Origin of the sequence: Kitasatospora sp. NPDC087315 (assembly GCF_044744345.1) — a bacterium.
Taxonomy (GTDB): domain Bacteria; phylum Actinomycetota; class Actinomycetes; order Streptomycetales; family Streptomycetaceae; genus Kitasatospora.
Genome location: NZ_JBIUYD010000006.1, coordinates 1 through 23,286 on the forward strand (window position 1 = coordinate 1; position 23,286 = coordinate 23,286).

Annotated in this window: 24 protein-coding genes and 1 pseudogene; 14 read left to right on the plus strand and 11 right to left on the minus strand. The window is 69.3% G+C overall.

Annotated elements, in window-relative coordinates:
- The first annotated feature begins 301 nt into the window (after positions 1-301).
- Positions 302-4,858, plus strand: coding sequence for a polymorphic toxin-type HINT domain-containing protein (locus ACIO5D_RS10190; RefSeq protein ID WP_400658092.1), 4,557 nt, complete (start codon positions 302-304; stop codon positions 4,856-4,858).
- 6 nt (positions 4,859-4,864) lie between these two features.
- Entirely contained in the window at positions 4,865-5,500 is a 636-nt protein-coding gene (locus tag ACIO5D_RS10195; RefSeq protein ID WP_400658094.1) for a hypothetical protein, read from the plus strand.
- A gap of 223 nt (positions 5,501-5,723) precedes the next feature.
- On the opposite strand, the gene ACIO5D_RS10200 is transcribed toward ACIO5D_RS10195, so the two are convergent.
- Positions 5,724-6,278 carry an HNH endonuclease gene (locus tag ACIO5D_RS10200; RefSeq protein ID WP_400658096.1) on the minus strand — a complete coding sequence of 185 codons (555 nt, stop codon included), beginning with the start codon at positions 6,276-6,278 and terminating at the stop codon, positions 5,724-5,726.
- A 45-nt stretch (positions 6,279-6,323) separates the two neighbouring features.
- Between ACIO5D_RS10200 and ACIO5D_RS10205 the strand changes: the two genes are divergently transcribed.
- Positions 6,324-6,956, plus strand: a complete 633-nt coding sequence (locus tag ACIO5D_RS10205; RefSeq protein WP_400658097.1) for a HEAT repeat domain-containing protein — start codon at positions 6,324-6,326, stop codon at positions 6,954-6,956.
- A gap of 491 nt (positions 6,957-7,447) precedes the next feature.
- Here the strand turns inward: ACIO5D_RS10205 and ACIO5D_RS10210 are convergent.
- Positions 7,448-7,645, minus strand: a pseudogene (locus tag ACIO5D_RS10210) (deoxyxylulose-5-phosphate synthase); the annotation flags it as partial.
- 402 nt (positions 7,646-8,047) lie between these two features.
- Between ACIO5D_RS10210 and ACIO5D_RS10215 the strand changes: the two are divergent.
- Both ACIO5D_RS10215 and ACIO5D_RS10220 read left to right on the plus strand, forming a co-directional pair.
- Positions 8,048-9,481 carry a hypothetical protein gene (locus ACIO5D_RS10215; RefSeq protein ID WP_400794704.1) on the plus strand — a complete coding sequence of 478 codons (1,434 nt, stop codon included), beginning with the start codon at positions 8,048-8,050 and terminating at the stop codon, positions 9,479-9,481.
- Between the two features lie 248 nt (positions 9,482-9,729).
- A complete protein-coding gene (locus tag ACIO5D_RS10220) occupies positions 9,730-11,406 on the plus strand; it encodes an FAD-binding protein (RefSeq protein WP_400794706.1) in 1,677 nt (558 codons plus the stop codon).
- Positions 11,407-11,627: 221 nt separating this feature from the next.
- Here ACIO5D_RS10220 and ACIO5D_RS10225 read toward each other — a convergent pair whose 3' ends face one another.
- The 4 genes from ACIO5D_RS10225 to ACIO5D_RS10240 all read right to left on the minus strand — a co-directional run bounded on the left by ACIO5D_RS10225 (position 11,628) and on the right by ACIO5D_RS10240 (position 14,174).
- Positions 11,628-12,437: an alpha/beta fold hydrolase gene (locus tag ACIO5D_RS10225; protein ID WP_400658104.1), complete on the minus strand. Its 810-nt coding sequence runs from the start codon at positions 12,435-12,437 to the stop codon at positions 11,628-11,630.
- 103 nt (positions 12,438-12,540) lie between these two features.
- Entirely contained in the window at positions 12,541-13,263 is a 723-nt protein-coding gene (locus tag ACIO5D_RS10230; protein WP_400658106.1) for a hypothetical protein, read from the minus strand.
- A gap of 30 nt (positions 13,264-13,293) precedes the next feature.
- Positions 13,294-13,722, minus strand: coding sequence for a hypothetical protein (locus ACIO5D_RS10235; RefSeq protein WP_400794708.1), 429 nt, complete (start codon positions 13,720-13,722; stop codon positions 13,294-13,296).
- Between the two features lie 5 nt (positions 13,723-13,727).
- The gene (locus tag ACIO5D_RS10240) at positions 13,728-14,174 is read right to left on the minus strand and encodes an ATP-binding protein (RefSeq protein WP_363612172.1); all 447 of its coding nucleotides are present in this window, start codon (positions 14,172-14,174) and stop codon (positions 13,728-13,730) included.
- Between the two features lie 222 nt (positions 14,175-14,396).
- On the opposite strand from ACIO5D_RS10240, the gene ACIO5D_RS10245 reads away from it, so the two are divergent.
- The 8 genes from ACIO5D_RS10245 to ACIO5D_RS10280 all read left to right on the plus strand — a co-directional run bounded on the left by ACIO5D_RS10245 (position 14,397) and on the right by ACIO5D_RS10280 (position 19,037).
- On the plus strand, positions 14,397-15,257 hold the full coding sequence (locus ACIO5D_RS10245) for a helix-turn-helix domain-containing protein (protein WP_400759943.1): 861 nt from the start codon (positions 14,397-14,399) through the stop codon (positions 15,255-15,257).
- The gene (locus ACIO5D_RS10250; protein ID WP_400759941.1) at positions 15,254-15,487 is read left to right on the plus strand and encodes a DUF397 domain-containing protein; all 234 of its coding nucleotides are present in this window, start codon (positions 15,254-15,256) and stop codon (positions 15,485-15,487) included. The genes ACIO5D_RS10245 and ACIO5D_RS10250 overlap by 4 nt, the downstream gene beginning before the upstream one ends.
- A 65-nt stretch (positions 15,488-15,552) precedes the next feature.
- Complete coding sequence (locus ACIO5D_RS10255; RefSeq protein ID WP_400759939.1) at positions 15,553-15,786, plus strand: DUF397 domain-containing protein; 234 nt, start codon at positions 15,553-15,555, stop codon at positions 15,784-15,786.
- Positions 15,787-16,232: 446 nt separating this feature from the next.
- The gene (locus ACIO5D_RS10260) at positions 16,233-16,619 is read left to right on the plus strand and encodes a pentapeptide repeat-containing protein (RefSeq protein WP_400658118.1); all 387 of its coding nucleotides are present in this window, start codon (positions 16,233-16,235) and stop codon (positions 16,617-16,619) included.
- Complete coding sequence (locus ACIO5D_RS10265; protein ID WP_400794710.1) at positions 16,616-16,975, plus strand: hypothetical protein; 360 nt, start codon at positions 16,616-16,618, stop codon at positions 16,973-16,975. Before ACIO5D_RS10260 ends, ACIO5D_RS10265 begins: the two co-directional genes overlap by 4 nt.
- Positions 16,976-17,059: 84 nt before the next feature.
- A complete protein-coding gene (locus ACIO5D_RS10270) occupies positions 17,060-17,905 on the plus strand; it encodes a GNAT family N-acetyltransferase (RefSeq protein ID WP_400794712.1) in 846 nt (281 codons plus the stop codon).
- Between the two features lie 144 nt (positions 17,906-18,049).
- Complete coding sequence (locus ACIO5D_RS10275) at positions 18,050-18,433, plus strand: ASCH domain-containing protein (RefSeq protein WP_400794714.1); 384 nt, start codon at positions 18,050-18,052, stop codon at positions 18,431-18,433.
- Positions 18,434-18,620: 187 nt separating this feature from the next.
- Complete coding sequence (locus tag ACIO5D_RS10280) at positions 18,621-19,037, plus strand: VOC family protein (RefSeq protein ID WP_400794716.1); 417 nt, start codon at positions 18,621-18,623, stop codon at positions 19,035-19,037.
- A gap of 1 nt (position 19,038) precedes the next feature.
- Here ACIO5D_RS10280 and ACIO5D_RS10285 read toward each other — a convergent pair whose 3' ends face one another.
- The 3 genes from ACIO5D_RS10285 to ACIO5D_RS10295 all read right to left on the minus strand — a co-directional run bounded on the left by ACIO5D_RS10285 (position 19,039) and on the right by ACIO5D_RS10295 (position 20,860).
- Positions 19,039-19,593 carry a helix-turn-helix domain-containing protein gene (locus tag ACIO5D_RS10285; protein ID WP_400794849.1) on the minus strand — a complete coding sequence of 185 codons (555 nt, stop codon included), beginning with the start codon at positions 19,591-19,593 and terminating at the stop codon, positions 19,039-19,041.
- Positions 19,594-19,801: 208 nt separating this feature from the next.
- Positions 19,802-20,236 (minus strand): NUDIX domain-containing protein, encoded by a 435-nt coding sequence (locus ACIO5D_RS10290; RefSeq protein WP_400759926.1) that lies wholly within the window; start codon positions 20,234-20,236, stop codon positions 19,802-19,804.
- Positions 20,237-20,542: 306 nt separating this feature from the next.
- A complete protein-coding gene (locus ACIO5D_RS10295) occupies positions 20,543-20,860 on the minus strand; it encodes a hypothetical protein (RefSeq protein WP_400794718.1) in 318 nt (105 codons plus the stop codon).
- 175 nt (positions 20,861-21,035) lie between these two features.
- Here ACIO5D_RS10295 and ACIO5D_RS10300 point away from each other — a divergent pair, with 175 nt between their 5' ends.
- Positions 21,036-21,908, plus strand: coding sequence for a glycosyltransferase family 2 protein (locus tag ACIO5D_RS10300; RefSeq protein ID WP_400658134.1), 873 nt, complete (start codon positions 21,036-21,038; stop codon positions 21,906-21,908).
- Between the two features lie 23 nt (positions 21,909-21,931).
- Here the strand turns inward: ACIO5D_RS10300 and ACIO5D_RS10305 are convergent, their stop codons facing one another.
- On the minus strand, positions 21,932-22,105 hold the full coding sequence (locus ACIO5D_RS10305) for a DegT/DnrJ/EryC1/StrS family aminotransferase (RefSeq protein ID WP_400658137.1): 174 nt from the start codon (positions 22,103-22,105) through the stop codon (positions 21,932-21,934).
- Between the two features lie 228 nt (positions 22,106-22,333).
- Positions 22,334-22,903 carry a hypothetical protein gene (locus ACIO5D_RS10310; protein ID WP_400794720.1) on the minus strand — a complete coding sequence of 190 codons (570 nt, stop codon included), beginning with the start codon at positions 22,901-22,903 and terminating at the stop codon, positions 22,334-22,336.
- Positions 22,904-23,286: the final 383 nt, after the last annotated feature.

A 23,286-nucleotide genomic window follows, 5' to 3' on the forward strand; every position in this document is an offset into this window, starting at 1 on the left:
ACGCCGACTACAACGCCGGCAAGTGGACCGCATGGGGCGAGGTCCCCGGCGGCGCCGGCGGCGTCAAGGCCATCACCGCCACCACCACCGGCTGAGCGGCCAACCCCGCAGCGGCCGGGGGTGATGTCCGGCTCCGGACATCACCCCCGGCCCGTCGGCGATCGACATCTGCTGTATGTCACGGGCGGCGCGCTCTGAGCGCGCCGCCCTGGTACCAAGCGATCGCCAGCTGTCGGCACGGGTGCCGACAGCTGGCGATCGCTTGGTACCTGAACAGGAAGGAATCTCGAGTTCAATGAAAATGTCTTCGATACCACGGGCCGGGCGGCGCAAAGTCGCCACCGGGCTCGTGGCCGGCAGCCTGTTGGTGGGGTTGCTGACGATTCCGGCGGCGGCGGCCGATGCCCCACCGGCGACAGGACCGGTCGCCGACCGGGTGAAGGCGGTGGCGGCGTGGCAGACCGGCGGGCCGGCCGTGCGCCGGGCCGCGGAGACCGCGCTGGCGGGCTCCGACGCGGACGTAACGGCGTTCGTGCTGACCGGCAGGGCCATCGCCGCGGAATACGACCTGCGGGCGCGCGTCGAGGAACTGATCGCGATCGCCGGTCCGGGGGTCCGCGAAGCCGCAACCGCCGCACTCGCAGGCCCTGCGGCCGGCCTGCAGACCTTCCTCGACAAGGGGATCCAGAACCCGTACGAGCACGACCAACGGGTGCTGCTGTCACAGATCATGTCGACCGGCAGCCCGGCGGTGCAGGACGCCGCGAACAAGGCGATGGCCGGCACGCTGGAGGACGTCACCCAGTTCCTGAACGTCGGTCAGTTCAACGCCAGGGAGCACGACGACCGGGTCAAGCTGTCCCAGCTGATGAACGCGGGCGGCCCGCAGGTGCAGCAGGCCGCCAACATCGCGATGGGCGGCGGCGCCGAGGACGTCCAGGACTTCCTGCGCTACGGCTACCAGACCGCCGCGGCCCACGACCAGGAAACCCTGACCGTCGCACAGCTGGCGGACCTGACGAAGAACGCCGCCGCCCAGGCCGGCGAGCAGGCGAGAATCGCCAGGGACGCGTCTGCCAAGGCGCTCCAGGCGACCGCGCTGGCCAAACAGGCGGCGGAGCGCGCCGCGGATGAGACCCGGGCCTCCCAGGCCGACGCCGCGAAGGCATCGAACGCGGCCGACCGGGCGGCGGACGCCGCCGTTCGGGCGGCCAAATCCGTCCAGGCGGCAACGACCGCGGCCAAGGCGGCGAACGAGGCCGCGCGGCAGGCAGCGGCCGCCACAGCCGACGCGGCGGCCGCCGCCATGAAGGCGGGCAAGGCCGCCACCCGGGCGCTGTCGGCGGCCGCCGGCGCCGCCGGCGACGCTCGTATGGCCGACCAGGCGCGCGCGGCGGCCGTCGCGGCCCGCAACGCCGCGGCCGACGCCCGCACCGCCGGCGAGGCCAGCGGCTGGGCGGAACGGGCATCGACCCAGGCCAAGTCAGCGGCGCTGGACGCCGAATCCGCGGGCGCCAACGCCGCTGCCGCCGCGCAGGCCTCCGCCGACGCGGCCGCTGCCTCGGGCGTCTCCGGGGACGCCGCGGACCGGGCCAGGAACGCAGCCGCCCGGGCCAGGAGCGCCGCCGCGGAAGCCAGCCGCGCGGCGAAGGCCACCACCAAGATCGCCGACGACGCCGCCGCGGCCGCCCGTGCGTCGAAGCAGGCCGCGAACTCCTCCGCCGCGCATGCCGACGCAGCGGCGGCGGCAGCGGAGGAGGCGGCCGCGCACGCCGGCGACTCGGCCAGAGCCGCCGCGACCGCGCAGGCCGCGGCCACCACTGCCGAGGCAGCCGCAGTGACCACGGAGAACGCGGCGAAGCAGGCCCACGACATCACGGCCATCGCCCGCGCCTCCGACCAGGAGCGCCTGGACGCGCAGCAGGCCGCCGAGGTGGCCATCGCGCAGCAGGCCTACCGGGACGAGGACCTGAAGAACCGAAGGGCGGCCTGGGAGGCCGGGAAAACGACCCAGCTCGCAGCCGACACCGAGCGGCTGATCTCCGAGGCCACTGCCGCCGGGGTGGACCAGAAGGCCGCGGTGGCCAAGGGCCGTCAGGCCGCGGTGCGGCTGCTGGACGCGGGCGGCCCCTGGGCCCAGACCGCGGCGCAGACCGCACTGGAGGGATCGGACGGCGCCGTCCTCGCGTTCCTCAGCTCCGACCTCGCGCAGGCCCGGGAACAGGACGACCGCGGCAGCGTCATGGGCATCGCCGAAGGATCCACGAACCTGGAGCACAAGCTCGCGGCCGAGACCGCCTCGGTGGGCACCGCCGCGCAGGTCCGCGACTTCCTGACCACCGGCGCCTACCCCGGCCAGGAACACGACGACCGGGTCCTGCTCTCACAGATCATGACCGCCGGCGGCCCCGGCGTGCAGGACGCCGCCAACACCGCCATGGGCGGCACCCACGCCGACGTCCGCGCGTTCCTGACCAAGGGTCAGTACATTGCGCGCGAACACGACAACCGGGTCCTGATCACCCAGGCCATCGCCTCCGGCGGCCCCGAGGTGAAGGCCGCCGCCCAGGCCGCCATGGCCGGCCCCGCCTCCGGCCTCAAGCCGTTCCTCGAAACCGGCCTGCCCCTGGCCCGCCAGCGCGACGCCTTCACCGCAGCACACGTCGCCACCATCAACTCCTACCTCGCCGCCATCGACGGCTCCGTCGCCCTGGCCCGCGAATACGCGGCCCAGGCCGCCCAGTCCTACGCCACCGCCCGCGGCGCCGCCAACGAAGCCGCCGGCTACGCCAACCAGGCCCAGGCCTCCGCCGCACAGGCCGCCGACTGGGCGACGAAGGCCGCCAACTCGGCCGCACAGGCCAAGGCCTCCGCCGACCAGGCAGCCGCCCACGCCAAGCAGGCCCGCACCGCAGCCGCAGCCGCGCAGGCATCGGCCCGAACCGCCGGCATCTCCGCGAACGCGGCAGCCGGATACGCCCAGCAGGCCAAGAAGTACGCGGCGACCGCAAAGACCGCCTCCGACGAGGCCCGGGCCTCAAAGATCGCCGCTGACAAGAGTGCCGCCGAGGCCGACCAGGCGGCGAAGGAGGCGCTGGCCGAGGTCGCGAAGAAGCAGCAGGCCGACACCGCCGAAGGCAAGATGCAGCACGAGACGGCCACCGTCGACAACAACGGCCGCGTCACCTACATCGACGTCATTCCCCGGCCCGACGTGAAGTACGAGAACGTCCGCGACACCATGGCCACGTGCGTCCTCAGTGACCCTCACCTGACGACGTCGAACGGCTATCCCGTCGCCCTCCCCAAGTCCAAGGCCTGGCACACCAACGCCGCAGGCGACTCCATCTGCACGATCACCGTCACGGTCAAGGTCACCGGCACCCACGACTACTTCCTCAAAACCTGCCCCGAGCCGAACCTCTCCATCGCCGCCTGCCAGGGCAAATACAGCACCTGGGACACCCTCCTCCTCCGCAGCGAGCCGATCAACTCCCAGTACGACACCACCGTCGACATCACAGAGTTCGACTACCGCACGAAGTACTCACCGCAGGGCGCCGCCAGCCGGTTCGTGGTGGACACCGTCACCAGTGACTTCGTCAACTGCTACAAGAGTCCCGGCGTCAACGCCTCCTGTGCCTGGGCCGCATCCAACTTCATCCCGTACAAAACCCTCCTCACAGGCGTCAAGGGCGTCGTCGCCTTCCGCTTCGCCCTCGAAACGGGTGTCGAGCTCGAACAGGCCAAGCTCGCGCTCCAGGCAACCCTCAACGGCTACAGCGACGCAGTCACCAGCAAACTGCTCGCCACCGCCGACGCCATCACCGCCTTCCGCAACACCCTCAAGGACGGCGTGGGCAGTGATGCAGCGCTCAAGGCCCTTCGCGATAACCGCAACATCGACCGAGGCCTGGTGCAACAGGCCGAATTTGAAGCCGAGATCGCGGACGGGGTCCGCACGTCGTGCCGGAACAACAGCTTCCCGGCCGGCACGAGCGTGATCATGTCCGACGGGACCAGCCGGGCCATCGAGACGGTGCGGGCAGGCGATCAGGTGCTGGCCACCGATCCCGCCACGGGTTCCACCGGGTCCCAGCCGGTGACCAGCACCTTCGGGCACCCCACCACCCGCCTGATCGACATCGACACCGAGCGCGAGGGCCGGATCACCAGCACGGCCGGACACCGCTTCTACGTCGACCGGGCCGGTTGGCGCGAGGTCTCCGACCTCCACGTCGGCGACGTCCTGGTCGGCAGCGACGGGTCGCACAACCTGGTGACCGGTCTCCACGAACGGACGGACGCCACCCAGGCGGTGTACGACCTCACCGTCGACGGCACGCACACCTTCTACGTGCGCGGGCCGCAGAACACCGGCAGCGGCATTCTCGTCCACAATTGCTTCGACCTGTGGGGCGACGAACTGGGCAGGAACCAGGACGCCCGCGCCCACACCATCAAGAAGCACGTGGCCCATGGCGCCTACGGCCCGAACGGCGAATTCGCAGGGGTCACGCCCGCAGAGGCGGCAGCGCTGACTACCGCCACCGACCCGAACGGGGTGTTCGCCGACCTCAGCATCGCTGAGGATGCACTGCGATCGGCCCTCGACAAGAGTCAGGACGCGCTTCGCACCTGGGGACAGCCGGGCCAGCCGGACTTCAAGGAGATCACCGTCGATGTCGATGTCATCAGGAGCGGCCAACGCCTGACCTCGTTGGGCAAGGTGTACCCTCCGGGTGGCAGTCTCGACGCTGCTGATGCTGGAACCAGGGTCAAGGTCCGGCTGCTGAGGGCGGACAAGCACAATGGCAAGAAGTGGATCATTGGTTCCATCTTCCCGCTGGGCCGGTGATGCGTGATGACTGAGAGATACGGCGGAGACGAGTTCGGGCTGCCTCACCTGGGGCAGGTGTTCCACCACAGCTGGCGGGACGAATGGGCCACCGAGGCGCAGGCACTGGCGTACTACGCCGACGGCATGCCGCCACACCTCGTCGAGGCGCTCCTCGTCGACGCTCTCCGGGTCGCCGCTCCAGCCGTGCCGACCTGGGTGTTCGAAACGCTCTGGGCGGTGGGAAGCGAGCGCCGCCTGGAGCTCAGGAACGAGGGGATCGACCCGCGCGACTGGATCCTCGAAGTCATCCGGCTGTGCCGGGAGCGACTCCGCGCGGAGGGCCTCACTCCCCCGGAAGAGGTACCGCCCAGCCCGTACCAGCACCTGACAGGAGCCGTCCTGGACGAGATCATGATCGTCACTCCCGGCCTCCTGGAGCTGGCACAGGACTCGTCCTGGAAGTCCATCCCCGGTGTGGTGCCCGCACTCAGCCACACCGTCCTCCACGCCTGCCCCGACCTGGCGTTCCGCTTCCTCCTGCGCGCGCTCACCTATGGACCGCAGATCACCCGGAAGCAATACGAGCGGTACATAGACCTCGGGCGTCGATTCGAGTACGGGGAACTCCTCGTCGGAGGTTACGAGCACCTGACGGTCTGAGACCGTCGACGGTCACGGGCGCGCAGTGGGTAAGGATCACGTACCCACTGCGCGCCCTTGCGGTTGCCTGACGGAGCCATCTACTCGTCGGCATGACGCTCAATACCATGGCCGACGCCGTCGGAAAGATCCTCGTCACGGCCGGGTGGGTCGTCGGCCGCAAAAGCGCATCGCCTTCAGATACCGCGTGAACCGGACGATCCGGAGTGGTCGGGTAGCCGGGTCACGTTGCCGTGACCCGGCCCCTCAGAACCGGACTTGCCCGATTTCCAGGCATCCGGCTCAAGCAAGCCCCGAGGGCTTCGCAGGTTGGTGTGGTTCGTTTGCCGTCGCCCGCGTGGTGCTGGCGGTGGCATTCGGAGTGCACGAGGCGGAGGTTGTTCCACTCGTCCGTGCCGCCGTCGCGCCGGTAGGTGAAATGATGCTTGTGGAGCATCTTCTTCGAGGCCGCGAACCAGTCGATCCGCTCGTGTGAGCTGTCCGGTTCGTACTCGGCTCCGGCGATCAGCGCTTGTTTGCAGAAGGGGCAGAGCCCCTGCTGCCGCACCGCCAGGACGAGACTGGCCTTGCCCATCGGCGGTGGCGCCTTGCATCGGCGGCGTTCCCTCCAGCGCTTGGTCGGGGTTGGGTCGTCCGGGGACGCTCCGCCCTTGACGAGTTGGTGGCGGACGATTCGTGTCCAGGCGAACTTGGGAAGGAATGCGCCGCTATCGCGGCTACCGAAAACCCATTTGTCCTGCAGCGTGCCGTCCCCGTCCTTGCCGCTCTCGCTGGACATCCCGGCGCCGATGTTCGCCGGCGGGTGGCGAGTTCTTTTGCGGGGGTGGCCACTGGACTGCCGGACGGGCCGGACATCCGCGCGCTCATCACGCTGACCCGCGACGAGGATCCGGAGGTCCGTAACCGGGCAACGTTCACGCTGGGCTTCCAGGTCGAAGTCGACAGCCCCGGGATCCGGGCCGCGCTCTGGGAGCGGACGACCGACGAGCATGCGGATACCCGGGAGGAAGGCATCCGTGGACTCGCCCGGCGGCATGACCGGCGCGTCGTCCCGCTGCTGGCCGAATTGCTCAACGACCCTACTGGCGCCCACGCCCTCACCTTCAGTGCGGCTCGGATCATGGGCATCCCCGAACTGCTGCCGGACCTACTGGAGTACGAGCCCGACGGCGCCGGAGTCACCGCCGCCGTCAACGCCTGCGACCCGGTGGAACGGGCCCGGTTGGATGCATCCGCCTGGGACCTGCTGTGCGCGCTTGACCGGCTCCGCCCCGACCTGGAGGCCTCTGTGCACATGGGGCGCTTCGACTCCGGTATCCGGCTTGGCCTCGGCGCCGGCTTCGCTTCACCGGGCTACGACGTCGAGGCGCTGCTCCGGCGGGCGGGCGGCGACCCCGCGCACGCTGCCGAACTGGTCGCGGCCGACCAGCCAAGGAGCCCCGGGCAGAGCAGCTGAGCCCTGGACCGGGGACACCCGGATCATCGTCCGGCGCGAGAACGCCCCACCCGGGGCACCCGGCTCTCCCTGTTCGACCTGGAGAAGGCCGCCGCACGTGGCCACACGGGCCGGGAACGCCGACCGTTCCTGACACCGCTACGAGCCCACGGGCAATCAGGACCACTACGGGCTCGACCAAGACCCACCGGGTGTCGGACAGATCGCCGCGGTACGACCTCCGCGTACACGGTCTTCACCAGCTGATGGTCAGCCTGGTGTGCGGGCGGGTGATGCGTGTTCCGGGGCCGAGCCGGTCGTCGGGGGTGGCGGCGGGGTGAGCGGTGACGGTGGGCTGGGCGGGGCGCTTCCGGCTCCAGTGGTGCAGGAGGTCTCCGGTGAGAGCGGCCAGCTTGTCGGCGTCCGGCCCGTAGGCGGCGATGCCGAGTTCGTCGGTGTCGTCGTCAACGGCTCGGGTGGTGAGGTAGGCGAAGGCCGCGCCTTGATGGAGGGCGGCGCCCGGCGTTCACCAGGACGGAGAGGGTCCGCCAGGCGGCGGCGTCCCGCCGCCGGGGCGCGGCGAAGGCCGACCCCACATGGGTCAACGGTCCCGCGCAGCGCGGGCAGATCCGCTGCCGTTCCCTGTCGTAGGGCTGCTTGTACGAGGCCCGGCAGGGCAGGCAGACGTACGAGGTCCTCGCGTGTGCCATGGCACCAGAGCATAGGCATCGCCCCGCGCCGAGTTCGACGGATATTTCGGGAGCTGCGGCCGGCCGCTCCGGAACTGGATGCGGTGCCGCACCACTCCGCGCCGATCCGGCCGACGCCACCGGCCTCACCCACGCCTTCGGCGACGCTCCGCGCCGACTGCGTCCACGCGGCACCGGCCACGACCCGGGCCGAATTGCCGTCGGCCTGGCGGTCGTGCCCGCAGACGGCGGCGAGGCGATCGCCGACCCGGTCCCTCCTTCGAGACCAGCCCGAAGTCTTCGGGGCGGTGGCCTCCAGCCCGTCGGCCCGGCGGCTGCCGGCCGGTATCGATACGGCTGCGCTGGGTGAAACGCGGAGACTAGGATCCCGTCAGGTCCATGTGACGAAGGGGAGTTTTTCTCATGGCGATGACGGCATCCGGGGGCGGCGTGGTAGGGATCATCACCACCGTCGCGGGCACGGGAGCACAGGGGCACGCCGGCGACGGCGGACCCGCGACCCGCGCACAGCTCAACGGGCCGGGCGGTATGGCGGTGGGTCCGCAGGGCGACCTCTACATCGCCGACACGGACAACCACCGGGTGCGCAGGGTGTCGGCGAGCGACGGGACCATCACCACCGTCGCGGGCACTGATGAGTGGACGAAGGATGACAACGGTGTACCCGCGACCCGGGCACGGCTCTTCCGGCCGTTCGGGGTGACGGTGGGTCCGCAGGGCGACCTCTACATCGCCGACACGAGCAACCACCGGGTACGCAGGGTGTCGGCGAGCGACCAGACCATCACCACCGTCGCGGGCATGGGAGCACAGGGGTACGCCGGCGACGGCGGACCCGCCACCCAGGCAGAACTCCACCGGCCGTTGGCGGTGGCGCTGAGCCCGCAGGGCGACCTCTACATCGCCGACGAGGACAACCAACGGGTGCGCAGGGTGTCGGCGAGCGACGGGACCATCACCACCGTCGCGGGCACCGGGAAGAGAGGGTACGGCGGCGACGGCGGACCCGCCACCCGGGCACAACTCAATTCGCCGACCGAGGTGGCGGTAGGTCCGCAGGGCGACCTCTACATCGTCGACCAGGGCAACCACCGGGTGCGCAGGGTATCGGCGAGCGACGGGACCATCACCACCGTCGCGGGCACCGGGAAGGAAGGACATGACGGCGACGGCGGACCCGCCACCCGGGCACAACTCAATTCGCCGGACGGGGTGGCGCTGAGCCCCCAGGGCGACCTCTACATCGCCGACGAGGGCAACCAACGGGTGCGCAGGGTGTCGGCGAGCGACGGGACCATCACCACCGTCGCGGGCACCGGGAAGGAAGGGCATGGCGGCGACGGCGGACCCGCCACCCGGGCACAACTCGATTCGCCGGCCGCGGTGGCGCTGAGCCCGCAGGGCGACCTCTACATCGCCGACGAAGTCGGCCATACCGTACGGAAGGTGACGTTCACCGCCGCGGCGCCGGCGCCCGCACCGGATCCCAGCGTGCCGAAGACCCGCGCGAACCTCTCAGGACTGGGGTCCTGCAACCACCAGAAGGCCGCGGCGGGCTCTGCCTTTAAGAAACGGCTCAAGGTGACCGCCACCGACGCCGCCGACGGCTCCCCCCTCCCGGGCCTGCCCGTCCTGTTCAGCCTCTCCGGCGGCACCGGCTCCCACTTCCCCGGCAACGCCACCAGCGCGGAGGCGGTCACCGACGCCCAGGGCACGGCAACAGCCCCCGCACTCACCGCAGGCCCCACCCCGGGCCCGGTGACCATCAGCATCGAAGCCCCCCACAACCCCGGTAGCAACCCGGCCCACTACCAAGCCGAAGTCACCCCTGCCTGACCCAGGGTCCGGCCCGAGGCCGGTGTCGCGGAGGACGCCGGTGCGGTGGTCCAGCTCTGGGAGAACACGGGAGGCCGCCCCCCTTACGCGGGGTGGCGGCCTCCTTGCACAGGACTCCGATAGGCGGTCAGGTCCGGGCAGAAATCGGAATCCCTTATGGCATTTAATCCATACGGACGTTTGCTTGCCCACTCCCCTGTTAGCGTCCGGCTTGTCAGCTTCTCAGCATCGAGAGAGTGAGTACGGACATGGGGGGAAAGCAATCCCGTCCCGGGCATCCGGGCAGTACCGCAGGGGCCGCCGGGGCGTCCACCGGATCGGCCGGCGCGGCCAACGCCGCGCCGACCGCACCCGACCAGGGTAAGGCCGTACCGCCCGGGAGCATCGTCGAGGGCGATGTGCGGTACGGGACGCTCAGTCAGGGGTTCAACCAGCGATTCAGCAGCGAGCCCGCGTACATCCGGCTGATCAAAAACGAAGACGATGCCGTGGCACAGCTGGACCTCGCGCTCAATGAGAAAAAGAAACTGCGGCCGACCGTCCGGGGCGGGGGGCACTGCTACGAGGGGTTCGTCGACAACACCGGGGGCGTCATCCTCGACCTCAGCACCATGAGGGGGGTGTACGAGAGTACGGACAAGTACAACCACAAGACGTACGTCGTCGAGGGTGGCGCGACCAACTGGGACGTCTACACCACCCTGTTCCGCAAGTACGGAGTCACCGTGCCGGCGGGCTCGTGCTACTCCGTCGGCGCGGGCGGCCACATCTGCGGCGGCGGGTACGGGCTGCTGTCCAGGAAGCACGGGCTGACGGTCGACCACCTCGTCCAGGTCGACGTCGTGACCGTGCAGGACGGCAAGAAGGCCACGGTGACGAGGGCCCACCGGAACGATCCCCCTGGCTCGTACGAGCGGGACCTCTTCTGGGCCCACACCGGGGGCGGCGGCGGGAACTTCGGGATCATCCTGCGCTACCACTTCACGCACGACCTCCCCAAGCCGCCGGAAAACGTCTGGATCAGCAGCATCGCCTGGCCCTGGAAGGACCTTCAGGAAAAGGACTTCAATAAGCTGCTGCAGAACTTCGGCAACTTCTTCGCCAAGCACAGCGGCACGGACGATGTCTACCAGGACCTGTTCTCGCTCCTCCACCTCACCCACAAGTCGAACGGGAACATCACCCTGGTGAGCCAGTGGAGCAACGAAGACCCCAAGCTCCTGGAGGCTTTCGTCGACGAAATCGAGAAGGGGATGAAAACCAAGTCGACCGTCCAGAGCTTCACCGCCGGCGGCTTCTACCTGCCTTACCCGGAAAAGCACCGTAAGATGCCGTGGTTCCAGGCCACCATGACACTCAACGGCTCCGGGGACAACCAGCGCGGGAAATACAAGTCGGCCTACCACCGCAAACCCTTCACCGACGCCCAGATCAAGGCCCTCTGGTCCTGGCTGACCCGGAGCCAGCCCCATATCGATCTCCAGCACACCCTGGTACAGATCGATTCGTACGGCTGCAAGATCAACGCGCGCAAGCCCGAGGACACGGCCGTCCCGCAACGCGACTCGATCATGAAGCTCCAGTACCAGACCTACTGGACGGACCCGGCCCACGACGACGCCCATCTCGGCTACCTGCGCAGCCTCTACGCCGACGTCTACAAGGACACCGGTGGCGTCCCGGAGGTCAACTCCCGTTCCGGCAGGGCGACCGACAAGTTTGTCGACATCACGACCGACGGAGCGTACGTCAACTACCCCGACACCGACCTCGGTCGGCGCGGTGACCCCGACCCCGCCTACCCGTACCTCTACTACGGCCAGAACTACGAACGCCTCCAGGAGATCAAGGAGCACTGGGACCCGGAGAACATCTTCCGCCACGCCCAGTCGATCACCAAGCCCAAGCCCAAGCCCAAGCACTGACGCGCCGCCGGCCCTCTACCTCCCCTGCGGAGGGGTGGAGGGCCGCTCCATGCCCGCGGTCCGTCCGCCACATCGTCAACCGCGGCTCCGATCAGCGGTTCCAGTGCCAGAACGGTTGGGCCGAGGACTCCCTGTGGGTCAGCGGGCAATAACAGCCGACAGCGCACGCCCCAGCGTGAGCCCCGGCGCGCGCTGACACGCTCACGCCCCCAACCCGCGCCTCACGCCAAGACGCGCGGCAGGGTCACCCCCACCCATTCCTCGGGCTGCGACAGATGCGGAGCGTGACCGGCACCCACGTACAGGTGCCGTTCCGCCTTCGGCAGAGTGAGGTCGATCATGTCCAGCACCTCGCCGTACATCGGCGCGCTGTCGTCGCTCTGCGTCAGCAGCGCGGGTTCCGTGTACCGGGCGAGCGCGTTCAGGTCCAGGTCCAGCGCGTCGGGGTCGCGCAGTTCGTCCAGGTACGTCGGCGCGTTCCGGATGTAGGTGTGCCGGATCGGCGCGGGCAGCTGCTCCCACGCCCCCGGGCCGAACGCGAGCGACTCCACGAACAGCTCGGCGGCCGCAGCTGACTCCGCCTGCTCCAGCAGCTCCCGCACGGCGTTGATCCGGTCCGCGAAGGCCGTGCCGATGGGCCGCAGAGTAGGGTCGGCGAGCAGCATCGACGTCCCCGGCGGCTCGTGCACGGCCAGGCCCCGCAGGAGGTCGGGACGGGCGGCGGCGAGCCGCAGCACGACCAGCGAGCCGTACGAGTCGCCGCAGACGAAGGCGGGCGCGAGGCCGAGCCCCTGGATCAGGCCGGCCAGGTCCGCCGCGTCCTCGTACACCGAACCCTGGGTGAGCAGGTCCTCGCTGCGGCTGTGCCCGCGCCGGTCGTAGGCGACCACGGTGGTCCGCTCGGCGAGTCCGGGCATGACACGCGCCCAGCTGTCGGCGTCGCTCCAGGAGCCGTGGACCAGCACCACCCCGGGCCCGGAGCCCCGGGCCTCGTAGTGCAGCGCCACCCCGTTCACCCTGATCTCGGCCATCACGGGCCTCCCGATCTCGTCGTGCTCCGGTCCTCCCCACCCACCAGCGTGGCACACCCGGACGGACCCGGGTGCGCCACGCTGAGGACCACGCCGGATGGGGTCAGATCAGCGGGCCGAACACCCCTCGCTCCCAGTGACCGAGCCAGGAGGCGGTGGCCGAGGGCTGGTCCTGGCCCTCCGTGGACTCGTCGTACGGCAGCACGGCGGTGGGCGCGAACCAGCCCTCGCCCGGGTCGATCCGCAGCCGCAGGACGCGCAGCGGGCGGCGGAGGGTGACGAAGAACCGCAGGTCGTTGGTGCGCGGGTGGTGGGTCTCGTACCGGTCGTGGAGGGTGCGGCAGATGGACTTGATGTCGGTGTCGGCGAGGAGCAGGTAGCGGCTGCCGGGTCCGAGGTTGACGCAGAGGCGTCGGCGGGCCGTCTCCCGGGCGGCGTACGGCAGGTTCTGGTGGTTGTCGACGTGCAGGCCGGGGCGCAGGCCGGTGTCGGCGCTGAGGTGGGTGGTGGGCTCGCCCGGCGGGTCGTCGGTCTCACCGAGGGTGACGGGGACGGGGTCACCGAGGGTGCCGACGAGCGCGGTGAGGGCATCCCGGCCGGTGACGGTCTCGGGGAGCCGGAACAGTTCGATGAGACCGCTGTCCCGGCTGAAGATGCTGGGCGCGAACCGCTCGGGGTAGCCGTCGGGGAGGGGTTCCCAGTGGCCGTCGGGCAGGACGGCGCAGGTCTCGTAACCGGGTTCGATGGCGAGTCTGCGGATACCCGCGATCTCACAGCGGGCGTGCAGGGCGGCGGGGTCGCGGAAGGCGATGGCGGCGGGGTGCATGGGGGTGTTTCTCCGGGCGATTCGAGGGGGTCAGCGGTCGGAGCTGCGGTGCAGAGGCTGGGGGTGGGGTTGGGGCTGGGCCTGGTACCGGTACTGGCGCCGGTGCCGGCGGTCGAGGAAGGTGTCCGACCAGCTGACGCCGCGCATCAGGGCGGCGGCGAGGGTCGTCCACCAGACGACGCGAGCGGTCGCGGGCTCGCCGGGGTCGACGAGGGCGGAGGCGACGAAGGCGGTCCCGAGGCTGAGGGCGAACACGACGGCGAGGGCGGCGAGTTCGGCGGCACTGGGGCGGCCGGTGGCCGGGCGGTCGGCGGTCGGACAGTCGGCGGTCGGGTGGCCGATGGTCCGACGGGCGGTGGGGGTGACCGGATGACCTTCGCGGGCGGCGTGATCACGTCCGGCGGTACTGCGGCGGTGCTTGGGACGGCGCCGGTGCTTGGGGCGGCAGTCCGTGGTCATGGCGTTCAACTCCTGAGTGGCGCCGGGCGGTTCTCCCCCTCGGCGAGCAGAACGCGCACCCACACGCGCTTGCCCGCACCGCGCCGTATGACCACTCCGAAGTCGAACGCCAGCTGTCGGACCAACTCGATCCCACGCCCGCCCTCGCCGAACCGGCGCGGGCGGCGTTCCTGGAGCGGCAGGTCGCAACGCGGGTCCCAGACCTCCAGGCGGCAGTCACCGCCGAACTCCTGGAGGTAGAGCCGGACTTCGCCCTGCCCCTGGCAGGCATGGACGATCGCGTTGGTCACGAGCTCGGAGACGATCAGGACGAGGTCGTCGACACGCTCGCCCTGCCACCCCCAGTCGGTGAGTCGCTGGTGGACCTGGTGGCGGGCGGTCCGGACCGAGCGGTCGTGCTCGGTGAGGATCGCCTCCCAGGTCTGGAGGACAGGTCTGCTCAAAGTGGACATGGTTCGCCCCTTCGCCTCGGTTGCGGGCGGAAATTGGCAGCACGCACGACGCGACGACGCCCCGTCAGGAGCGTGTCCGTGCGGTCACGTTGAGTGTGGGGCCTGGCTATTCGAAAACGCAACAAGAACGCCCTAGAAAATCGGTGGATCATGAAACCGGCTTGAGTCGAGCCGCCATCTCCGGCAAGACTGGTCGTCCACACCCGAAGGGAGAAGCCTCACTTGAGCACTGACCGGTCCGCGATCAGGCAGATCAGGCTCGGCGACGAGTTGCGCGCCTTGCGGCTGGAGAACAACAAGACCCTCATCGATGTAACAACAGGCCTGAAGGGTTGGAGTCCAGCTCGCCTCAGCAAGATGGAGCGGGCCGACCAGCCCGTCGGCCCAGCCGACCTGACTACGCTCCTGGACTACTACGGAGTCGCCGGCGCAGACCGCGAGTACTTCGAGAACTTGCTCGGGAGCGGTCCGTCGAGGCAGTGGTGGCGCGACCTCGACTATGCCGAGACCATCACCCCGGCCTTCGCGGAGTACCTCGCCCTCGAAGCGGACGCGTCGCACATACTGAACTACTTCCCCTCAGCGTTCCCCGGACTGGTCCAGACCGAGGGCTACGCAAAGGAGATGATCGCCGCAGGAGTCGACGCTCCCAACGAGGAGTTGGTCGAAGCAGGAGCCGAGGTTCGCATCCTCCGCCAGCGTCGACTGACAGAGGATCCGGTGCTCGATTTTGAGGCATACTTCGGCGAGGTCGCGCTGCTTGTTGCGGGTAACCAGGATGTGTTGGCCGGGCAGATTCAGCATGCAATCAAGGTGTCCCAGTACCCGAACATCGCACTACGCATGGTCCCGCTGAGCGCCGGGCGACCGGGCATCCTGGCCTCAGGAATTACCCTCATGCGCTTTCCGGACGACCTTGACAATGGCTTCGTCTTCGTCGAAGCCATCGGCGGTATGCTCCCCCGGAGAACGGGACGCGACGTGCGGCGGGCCGAGAGGATGTTTGCCCGCGTCAAGCAATTCGCGTTGTCGCCGGAAGACACCATCACCGCCCTTGAGCGCAGGTTGGAAGAGCTAACGTGAGCAAAGACCACGACCCCTACGACCACAGCCCCGCCGACGCCGACTGGACCAAGTCCCCCTTCTCTGCCGAGGGCAACGGCGACTGCGTGATCATCGCCCGCTTCCCCAACGGCGACGTCTGGCTCGGCGACGACAAGAACCCCACCCGCCCCCACCTCGCCTTCGACCACGCCGAATGGACCGCCTTCGTCCAGGCCATCGAAGCCCACTCCCCCAACTTCACCACCTGAACTGCACCAGCTGCACGGCCCTGCCCCCTCCGGGCAGGGCCATCGCGCGCGTAGGAGGAGATCCCGTGACCAAGAACCACGACCCCTACGACCACAACCCCGCCGACGCCCAGTGGACCAAGTCCCCCTTCTCTGCGGAGGACAACGGCAACTGCGTGATCATCGCCCGCTTCCCCAACGGCGACGTCTGGCTCGGCGACGACAAGCACCCCACCCGCCCCCACCTCGCCTTCGACCACACCCAATGGACCGCCTTCGTCCAGGCCATCGAAGCCCGCTCCCCCCACTTCACCCCCTGACCACCAGCACCGGTCAACAGCCGACCCACCTGATCTCCACGACGAGAACGACACACTGGCGGCTCGTCAGAATTGAAAACGCCTGACAGGCAGCCTCGGAGGCTCGATGCTGGTGCTCACGTCAACTCCGAGCGCAAGAATGCGCGAGGTACGTGACAGGAGGGGTATCAGTGGTTCATCGGAATCGGCCCCAACACCGGGGGCGGCGGCTCGCCGACGGTGTGGGTGGACGAGGAAGAGCGGGAACTGTTGATCCAGGGCTGGAACCTGACCCCGGAGAAGAGGACCCGGCTCAGCGAAACGGAGTGGATGCCCGGCCACACCACCGGTATCCCTGGCCCTGGACCTGGCCCACGCCACCCTCACCGCAGGCCGCATCACCCGCCTGCGGGCCGAACGGGTGCGCCTGCAGGCTCTCCCGCGTCGTGTTCCGCGACTGCGAGCTCATGGGCACCACCCTGAGAGGCCTGACCCTCGACAACGTCCTCTTCGACGCCTGCAAGTTCGACTTCGCCACGTTCGAGAAGATCAGGGCCACCGGCCCCGTCGTGTTCTCCAGATGCGTACTGACAGAGGCGACGTTCACCGGCTGCGACCTGAGCCGGGCCGTCATCGACGAATGCGCGCTGCGCCGCACCGAGTTCGAACGCGGCTCCTACAAGGAGATGGACCTGCGCGGCAACGACCTCACCGAGCTGCGCGGTGCCGGGAACCTCGCGAAAGTCATCCTCGACCGGGGGCAGGAAGCCGAACTCGCCCGGGCCCTGGTCGCCGAGCTGGAGACCGTGTTCGGCGACGAGCTCGAAGACCCCGTACCCGGGAGGCCCCGGTGAGCCTGAAGATCGCGCTCCCCGCCCAGGAGCTTCGCAGGCGGTGCGAGTACACCACCGTCCGAATCACCACCGGCGGGACCGGGTACGAGGACGGAGCGGTCGTGCCTGCCGGACCGTGGCATCCGGTCACCACCGAGATGTGCCGGCAGTTGCAACCCGAACCCGAGACCCCCGACCCCGTACTCGTCGAGCTGGTCAGCGTCACCGGCATCGAACAGCCCCTGGCCTCGCGGGGCGTTCAGCCGACACCCCGCCCCCTCTTGACCGTGCCGACCCGGACCCTGCCGACCGCCGCGCTGCACGGTATGGACAGCGTGAAGTGCTCGTGCAACGCGGGCGACGACAACCCCCACTGATCGCAGGCGATCACTAACGCTCAGGCCCTGGCGCAACCCGCGCTTGGGCATGAGCCCTCTGTGCCGGGCGAGTAGCGTGGGTGCATGGGATTCCGCTGGGACAGGATGCGGCCCCTCCTCACCGTGCCGTACCTGCCGACACTCGGCCCGAGCCATCCGGACGCGGTGACTCCCGACCTGATGGCCGACGTGCTGAGGGTGTCAGGCACCGGCAGCTTCCTGGCCCACGACAAAGACCGCCGCTGGTCGGACCGCAAAGACGAAGCCGTACTGCTCCACGAGATCGTGCAAAACCAGGACCGGACGCTCATCCCCACCATCACCGGCCACGGCCTCCTCCGAATCCACCTCTACGGAGCCCCCGAACGCCGGACGGAAGCAAAGGAACTGGCCGCGAAGCTCACCGCCACCTACGACGCGGCCAAGGCCCGCGTCGTCTGGTTCCAGGCCACCGCGGATACCGTCGCCGCCTCCACTCGCGTTCAGCTCCGCAGTTTCGACCGCCCCGCTCCTGCGGCCGACGGCATCGAGACCCTGACCGAGCAGCCCAAGGAGGTGCGCGCCACCTTCGGCACGTTCGCGGAGAAAATGGCCGATGAGGGATTCGCCTTCCTGCATTCCCGGATCGACACTGTCGGCCCGGTCCTGACCGCCGTCCGGGAGGGCCAGGTGGCTGGAGCCATCGGCCCCATGGAGACCATGGCCGACCCGATCGGCCGAATGCGTCTGCTTCCGCAGTACTTCGGAGTGCTCCCCGAGTACCGGGGCCTGGGAATCGGCCGCCTCCTGTGGCGGGCCGCAATGCACTGGGGCCAGGAGGCCGGTGCCGACTACCAGATCTTGCAGACCGCCGCCGGCGGCGCCTCCGACCGCCTGTGCCAGAGCGAGGGCCTGTCGGATCTCGGATTCGTCTGTACCGCTGTGGTCTGAACGCAGAACGAACAGGCCGAAAGCACGAACAGCCCCCGACGGACTCGGGGCACGTAACTCACCATCTCAGACCTCGGCGAGCTGATACTGAGCGACCCCCGGCACTTCTACCGGTCCTGCACCACGACCGCATTGGAATCCCTGATGAGCACCCCCCGGCCCGCAACGCACAACTCCCGGGCAACGGGCCACCGCCCCCGCAACATGCCGATCTACAAGCAGTACTTCGACCTCATCGCCAGCGGCGAGAAGACCGTCGAAGTACGCGTCGCCTACGAGTCGATGAAGCGAATCAGGGTCGGAGACCTGATCCGCTTCACCTGCCGCCAGGACAGCTGCCTGACGCGGGTCAAACGGATCGGCACCTACCGCACCTTCAAGGAGATGTTCGGCACCGAGAAGGTGGAGGCCCTCAACCCCCACACCACCGAGACCGAACAGCTCCGCGCCATCCACGCCATCTTCCCGCCCGCCAAGGAAGCACTGGGCGTGATCACCTTCGAGATCGAGAGGGTGAGTGCCGAATGACCGGGGACCGCCGGAAGGTACTGGTGATCTGCAAGGGCAACCACTGCCGTTCCCCGATCGCGGCGCTCGTCATCGCCGAACGCTCCGGCGGCACAATCGACGTGCGGTCGGCCGGCACCCGGGATCAGGACACGGGCGTCCGTTTTCTTCAAGACCCGGCGCCCGTCCTCTGCCTACGCTGCCGATCATGAACAGCACACCAGCACCGCAGTTCGACTCCGTCGGCCTCGTCGTCTCCGATCTGGCCGCCTCGCTCGCCTTCTACCGGCGCCTCGGGATCGGGTTTCCCGATGGATCCGAAGACCAGCCGCACGTCAAGGCCGTACTTCCGGGCGGGCTCCGCCTCGTCCTCGACACCGAAGACACCATCCGCTCGTTCCACCCGACGTGGCCTCCACCAGCGGGCGGTGGCCGGGTAACGCTGGCGTTCCGGTGTACGGACCCCGAGCACGTCGACGTGGTGTACCAGGACCTTGCCGGTGCCGGCTATCACGGTGAGCTGAAGCCGTGGGACGCCTTTTGGGGCCAGCGCTACGCCACGGTCCATGACCCGGACGGCAACGGCGTCGACCTCTTCGCACCCCTGCCGAACGCCTCAGCGTGAGCTACCGTCCCACCAGGCCGCTCAGCGACTCCCCCGTCAACTCCCGCACATCGCTTGCCAGATGAGCCTGGTCCGCAAAGCCCGTCCGTGCAGCCGTCTCCGCGAAGGGGACGCCTGTACGGGCCAAGGCGAGGGCACGTCGCAGGCGAAGGACCCTGGCCAGGGTCTTGGGGCCGTAGCCGAAGGCAGCCAGGGAGTAGCGGTGGAGTCGTCGCATGGCCAGGCCCACTGACTTCGCGGTCGCTGTGATTGAGTGGCCGGCCGCCAGGGACACCACGATCGCACGCAGGAGCGGGTCGCGGGGCTCAGCTTCGGCTGCGAGGCACAGCGCCAGATCCTCGAGGGCGGCGGCAGGGTCGGACGCCGCGTCGATCTGCTCCGTAAGACGGCGCACCTTGGCACCCGGCCAGAGGCCGGCGAGGTCGACGCGTTGGTCCCGTAGCTCGTGCGCGGGCACGCCGAGCAGGGCAGGGGCGGTGCCGGGGTAGAACCGGATGCCCGCCCACGGGGCTTGATGGCCGGAGTGTTCGAGCACTCCGGCACGTTTCACCAACATCGCCGCCGGCGAGCGGATCCGCCGGCTCCCGCGACGTGAGGCGTCGGACAGCGTGAAGTGCTCGCGCAACGCGGGCGGCCATCTGCGCCCGCGGAAGCCGTCCTGGCCGCCTCGGAATCCAGGCCCCGGTACAACTGCTCGATCAGGGGGCGCCGTTCGGTGCGGCGGTTCATCGGCTTCCGCCCTTGCCGAGGGTGCGCGGACGTGGTCAGCCGAACAGGCGTCCCAGCAGGGCGCCCTGGCCGGACTGGAGGATGTGTGCGGCCTCCAGCGGGATCCAGAAGCACTCGAAGTACGTGGGCTCCTGCTCGCCGTCGTGGTCCTCCTGGCTCATCCACCGCTCCGGGGTCGGCTCGGTGAGCTCCAGGTGGAAGACGTGGCGGCGCTGGATCTCGAACCGGTACGGGCTGATGTCGTACTCGGTCTCGCCGAGCTTGCGCACGATCTTGAAGTCCGTGAGGCCGGTCTCCTCCCGGGCCTCACGCAGCGCGGCGGCCTCCGGGCCCTCTCCCGGCCGGATGCTGCCGGCCGGGACCTGGATACCGACCTCCTCGTAGCTGTAGTCGGTGTGCCGGAACACCAGCAGCCGCCCGTCCCGCACGACGTAGACGAGCACCTTCTCCTTGACGACCTTCTCGGGCATCGAAACCTCCACTTGGTCATGAATGATCAGCGGAAGCCCGCAGGACCGCGGGCCACGCGCCATGGGCCCAGCCGACGGGGCGAATCCAAGGGATCCACGATTCTAAATGTGCTGACCTGTCGTCAACTAATCTTCGGTCGACAGGACTGGATGAATGAGTCCGGTGTCTTCGGTGCTCAGTTGCGATGATTGATCGCCCGATCGTGGTGCGGTGGTCCAGTTGTGCCGGATGGCAGTGGCGAGAGCGAGTAGCCGCTGACCGGTACAGGCGAACACTCCCACTTCGGTTCGCGCGCCGCGTGTTATTCACAGCGTCGTACCGCTCGGCGCCGAAGACGCCTTCCAGGAAAACGTGGTGGCCTCTGGCGAGGGCGAGGCGCGCCAGCCGGCGGCGCGCCGGCCGTGACCCCGGTCGTCGCGGTCGTGATGGCGGTGGCAGTCGTGGCAGGCCGCCGCGGCGGCGAGGGCCAGGGCCGAGTCGTGGTCGAGCCCGTGGTGGCGGGCGAGGAGCTGAACGAGGAGGCTGACGCGGGCGTTGTGCCGGGCGCCGTGGATAGAATCGATCACGGCCGGGCCCGCGAACCAGGAGGCGTCCGGTACCAGCAGGACCGGCCGGTGTGGCATCGTGACTCGGGCACTCGGACCGGCAGGCCGCCCACGGGCAATCCAGGTCAGGGTGTGCTGGTCCATGTACTGGTGGTCCGGGAGCCGCCCTGTCTCGGCGAGTACGCGCAACGACACATCCGCGGGTTCCGGTGTCGGCGAGATCATGAAGGGTTCCTCGATGGGGTCGGGTGCGATGGACGTCACGCTGGGCGTGGTGGTGCTGACGATGGGCGACCGGCAGAAGGAGCTGCACGCGCTCCTGGACTCGGTGGCGGCCCAGGAGGGCGAGAGCGTCAAGGCCGTGGTGCTCGGGCAGGGAGTGAAGCTCCCGGAACTTCCGGCGTGGGTGGATGCCGTGGAACTGCCGGAGAACCTCGGCATCCCGGGCGGCCGGAACGCCGGGGTGGACCGGCTGCGCGAACTCGGCGGTGTCGACGTCCTGGTGGTCCTGGACGACGACGGCCTGCTTCCCCGGACCGACACCTTCCGGCTGATCCGGGAAACCTTCGAACAGAACCCGCGCCTTGGGGTGGTGAGCTTCCGGATCGCGGACGAGACGGGGTTCACCCAGCGCCGGCATGTGCCCCGCTTCGGTGCCTCGGACCCGCTGCTGTCGGGCGAGGTCACCACCTTCCTCGGCGGCGGCCACGCCATCCGCATGAGTGTGATCGACCAGATCGGCGACTTCCCCGCCCCGTTCTTCTACGCGCACGAGGAGACGGACTTCGCCTGGCGTGCGCTGGACGCCGGCTGGGGGATCGAGTACCGCGCGGACATGGTGCTGCAGCACCCCCGTACCGACCCGGCCCGTCACGCCACCTACTACCGGATGACGGCCCGCAATCGGGTGTGGTTGGCCAAGCGTCACCTCCCTGCGGTTCTGGTACCGGTCTACCTCACCTCCTGGGCGCTGTACACGCTGGTGCGGAGGCCGCCGTCGGCCGGTCTCAGGGCATGGTGGTCCGGGTTCTTCGAGGGTGTCCGGACGCCGTGTCCGCCGCGGCGTCCGATGCGGTGGAGCACGGTGTGGCGGATGACGAAGCTGGGCCGGCCGCCGGTGATCTGACAGCCGGCCCGGCAGCCTGCGGGTCAGGACCGGATGACACGGAGGGCGTCGATGACGCGCTGCACGTCCGTGCTGGTCATGGCCGGGCAGCAGGGCAGGGACAGCTGCCGGGTGGCGATCTGCTCGGTGACGGGCAGGTGGCAGTCCAGGTACCGGTAGGCAGCGAGGCGGGGAATCCCCGGCGCCGTCGAACTCACCCAGCGCGCTACCGAACTCGCCTCCCGCTGACAAACCGCCATCGATGATGCGAGTGTGGCGGGGCCCCTCGGATTCCCCGAGGGGCCCCGCCACATTGCGGTCGGGACGACCTGCTGCGGCTCGTAGGCAACGGAGCGTTCCGCCGCGTCGCCCTCGCCCTGCCCGGCCTGAACGACGGCTACCTGTCCTCACCCAGGCCCTGGTCGCCGAACTGGAGACCGGCGCTGTCACCACTCGTCGTAGTCGCCGATCACCCGGAAGCTGCCCGCGACGCCTTCGTCACCGAACACGCCCCCGTGGACGGTACGGGTCACAATGCCGTTGGTTTCGCCGCGGGGACCCACGGTGGCTACCGGAGCGCCGTTGTCGCAGGTAAAGCCGCGGAAGACCTCGATGGTCTTCCGGCTGTCGTTGAAAACACTGAAGCTACTGGAGCCCAGTCCGCTGGCCGCAGTGATACAGCCCTCGGTGGAGGCGGAGTACGTACGTTCGTTGAAGTAGATCCTTCCCTCTTCTTTGTGGCCGTAGCCGCGTCCGCCGCCCTCGTGGTCACGGCCCTCGTCCCTCTCCCCGCTTGCGCGTCCGCCGCCCTCGTGGTCACGGCCCTCGTCCCTCTCCCCGCCTGTGCTGCCGCCGCCCGAGGCAGCTGCGGCTGGGGCGGCAGGGGCGGCTGGTTGGACAGGCTCGGCAGGCGGGGCCGCCAGCTGGACAGACGGGGACGTCGGGGTGGATTCGTCAACCGAGGCATAGGTGATACCAGCGGCGGCAAGGACCGCCGCGCTTCCGGCAGCGGCCACACCTAATGTACGCGTGCGCATTTCACTTCCCTCTGTCATACGGACGTCAGCCGGGCGACCGACCTGCGACGAACGTAACGACAGCCCCTATAGCTGTCATTTCAGACGTGCCCTAGGTGTGACGCCAGGAGTCCAGCCAGGTGGAAATGCAGCACACCTCGCATACCGATGAAACATCTGCGCCTCGCAAGGCGCCCACTCCTGTACTCCGGCAGGACTTCGCGGCTTGACCTGGGACGTCGACCACCAGGGCGAGGCCCTGTCCGCCGACGGTGAGCGCTCGCCCGCCACAGCCTCGGCAAGCCCGACGGGACCGCCTACCACCTCGCCTACGCGCCGCTCGACACAGCCGTCCAGGAACTGGTCCGGGTCGCCGGGAGACG

Coding starts and splice junctions, on each gene's coding strand:
- ACIO5D_RS10285 (WP_400794849.1), bottom strand. CDS start 19,593: ATGTTGGTGAAACGTGCCGGAGTGCTCGAACACTCCGGCCATCAAGCC.
- ACIO5D_RS10215 (WP_400794704.1), top strand. CDS start 8,048: ATGGCGATGACGGCATCCGGGGGCGGCGTGGTAGGGATCATCACCACC.
- ACIO5D_RS10290 (WP_400759926.1), bottom strand. CDS start 20,236: ATGCCCGAGAAGGTCGTCAAGGAGAAGGTGCTCGTCTACGTCGTGCGG.
- ACIO5D_RS10230 (WP_400658106.1), bottom strand. CDS start 13,263: ATGCACCCCGCCGCCATCGCCTTCCGCGACCCCGCCGCCCTGCACGCC.
- ACIO5D_RS10300 (WP_400658134.1), top strand. CDS start 21,036: ATGGACGTCACGCTGGGCGTGGTGGTGCTGACGATGGGCGACCGGCAG.
- ACIO5D_RS10270 (WP_400794712.1), top strand. CDS start 17,060: ATGGGATTCCGCTGGGACAGGATGCGGCCCCTCCTCACCGTGCCGTAC.
- ACIO5D_RS10275 (WP_400794714.1), top strand. CDS start 18,050: ATGAGCACCCCCCGGCCCGCAACGCACAACTCCCGGGCAACGGGCCAC.
- ACIO5D_RS10220 (WP_400794706.1), top strand. CDS start 9,730: ATGGGGGGAAAGCAATCCCGTCCCGGGCATCCGGGCAGTACCGCAGGG.
- ACIO5D_RS10295 (WP_400794718.1), bottom strand. CDS start 20,860: ATGCCACACCGGCCGGTCCTGCTGGTACCGGACGCCTCCTGGTTCGCG.
- ACIO5D_RS10235 (WP_400794708.1), bottom strand. CDS start 13,722: ATGACCACGGACTGCCGCCCCAAGCACCGGCGCCGTCCCAAGCACCGC.
- ACIO5D_RS10200 (WP_400658096.1), bottom strand. CDS start 6,278: ATGTCCAGCGAGAGCGGCAAGGACGGGGACGGCACGCTGCAGGACAAA.
- ACIO5D_RS10260 (WP_400658118.1), top strand. CDS start 16,233: ATGGGCACCACCCTGAGAGGCCTGACCCTCGACAACGTCCTCTTCGAC.
- ACIO5D_RS10280 (WP_400794716.1), top strand. CDS start 18,621: ATGAACAGCACACCAGCACCGCAGTTCGACTCCGTCGGCCTCGTCGTC.
- ACIO5D_RS10225 (WP_400658104.1), bottom strand. CDS start 12,437: ATGGCCGAGATCAGGGTGAACGGGGTGGCGCTGCACTACGAGGCCCGG.
- ACIO5D_RS10240 (WP_363612172.1), bottom strand. CDS start 14,174: ATGTCCACTTTGAGCAGACCTGTCCTCCAGACCTGGGAGGCGATCCTC.
- ACIO5D_RS10190 (WP_400658092.1), top strand. CDS start 302: ATGTCTTCGATACCACGGGCCGGGCGGCGCAAAGTCGCCACCGGGCTC.
- ACIO5D_RS10195 (WP_400658094.1), top strand. CDS start 4,865: ATGACTGAGAGATACGGCGGAGACGAGTTCGGGCTGCCTCACCTGGGG.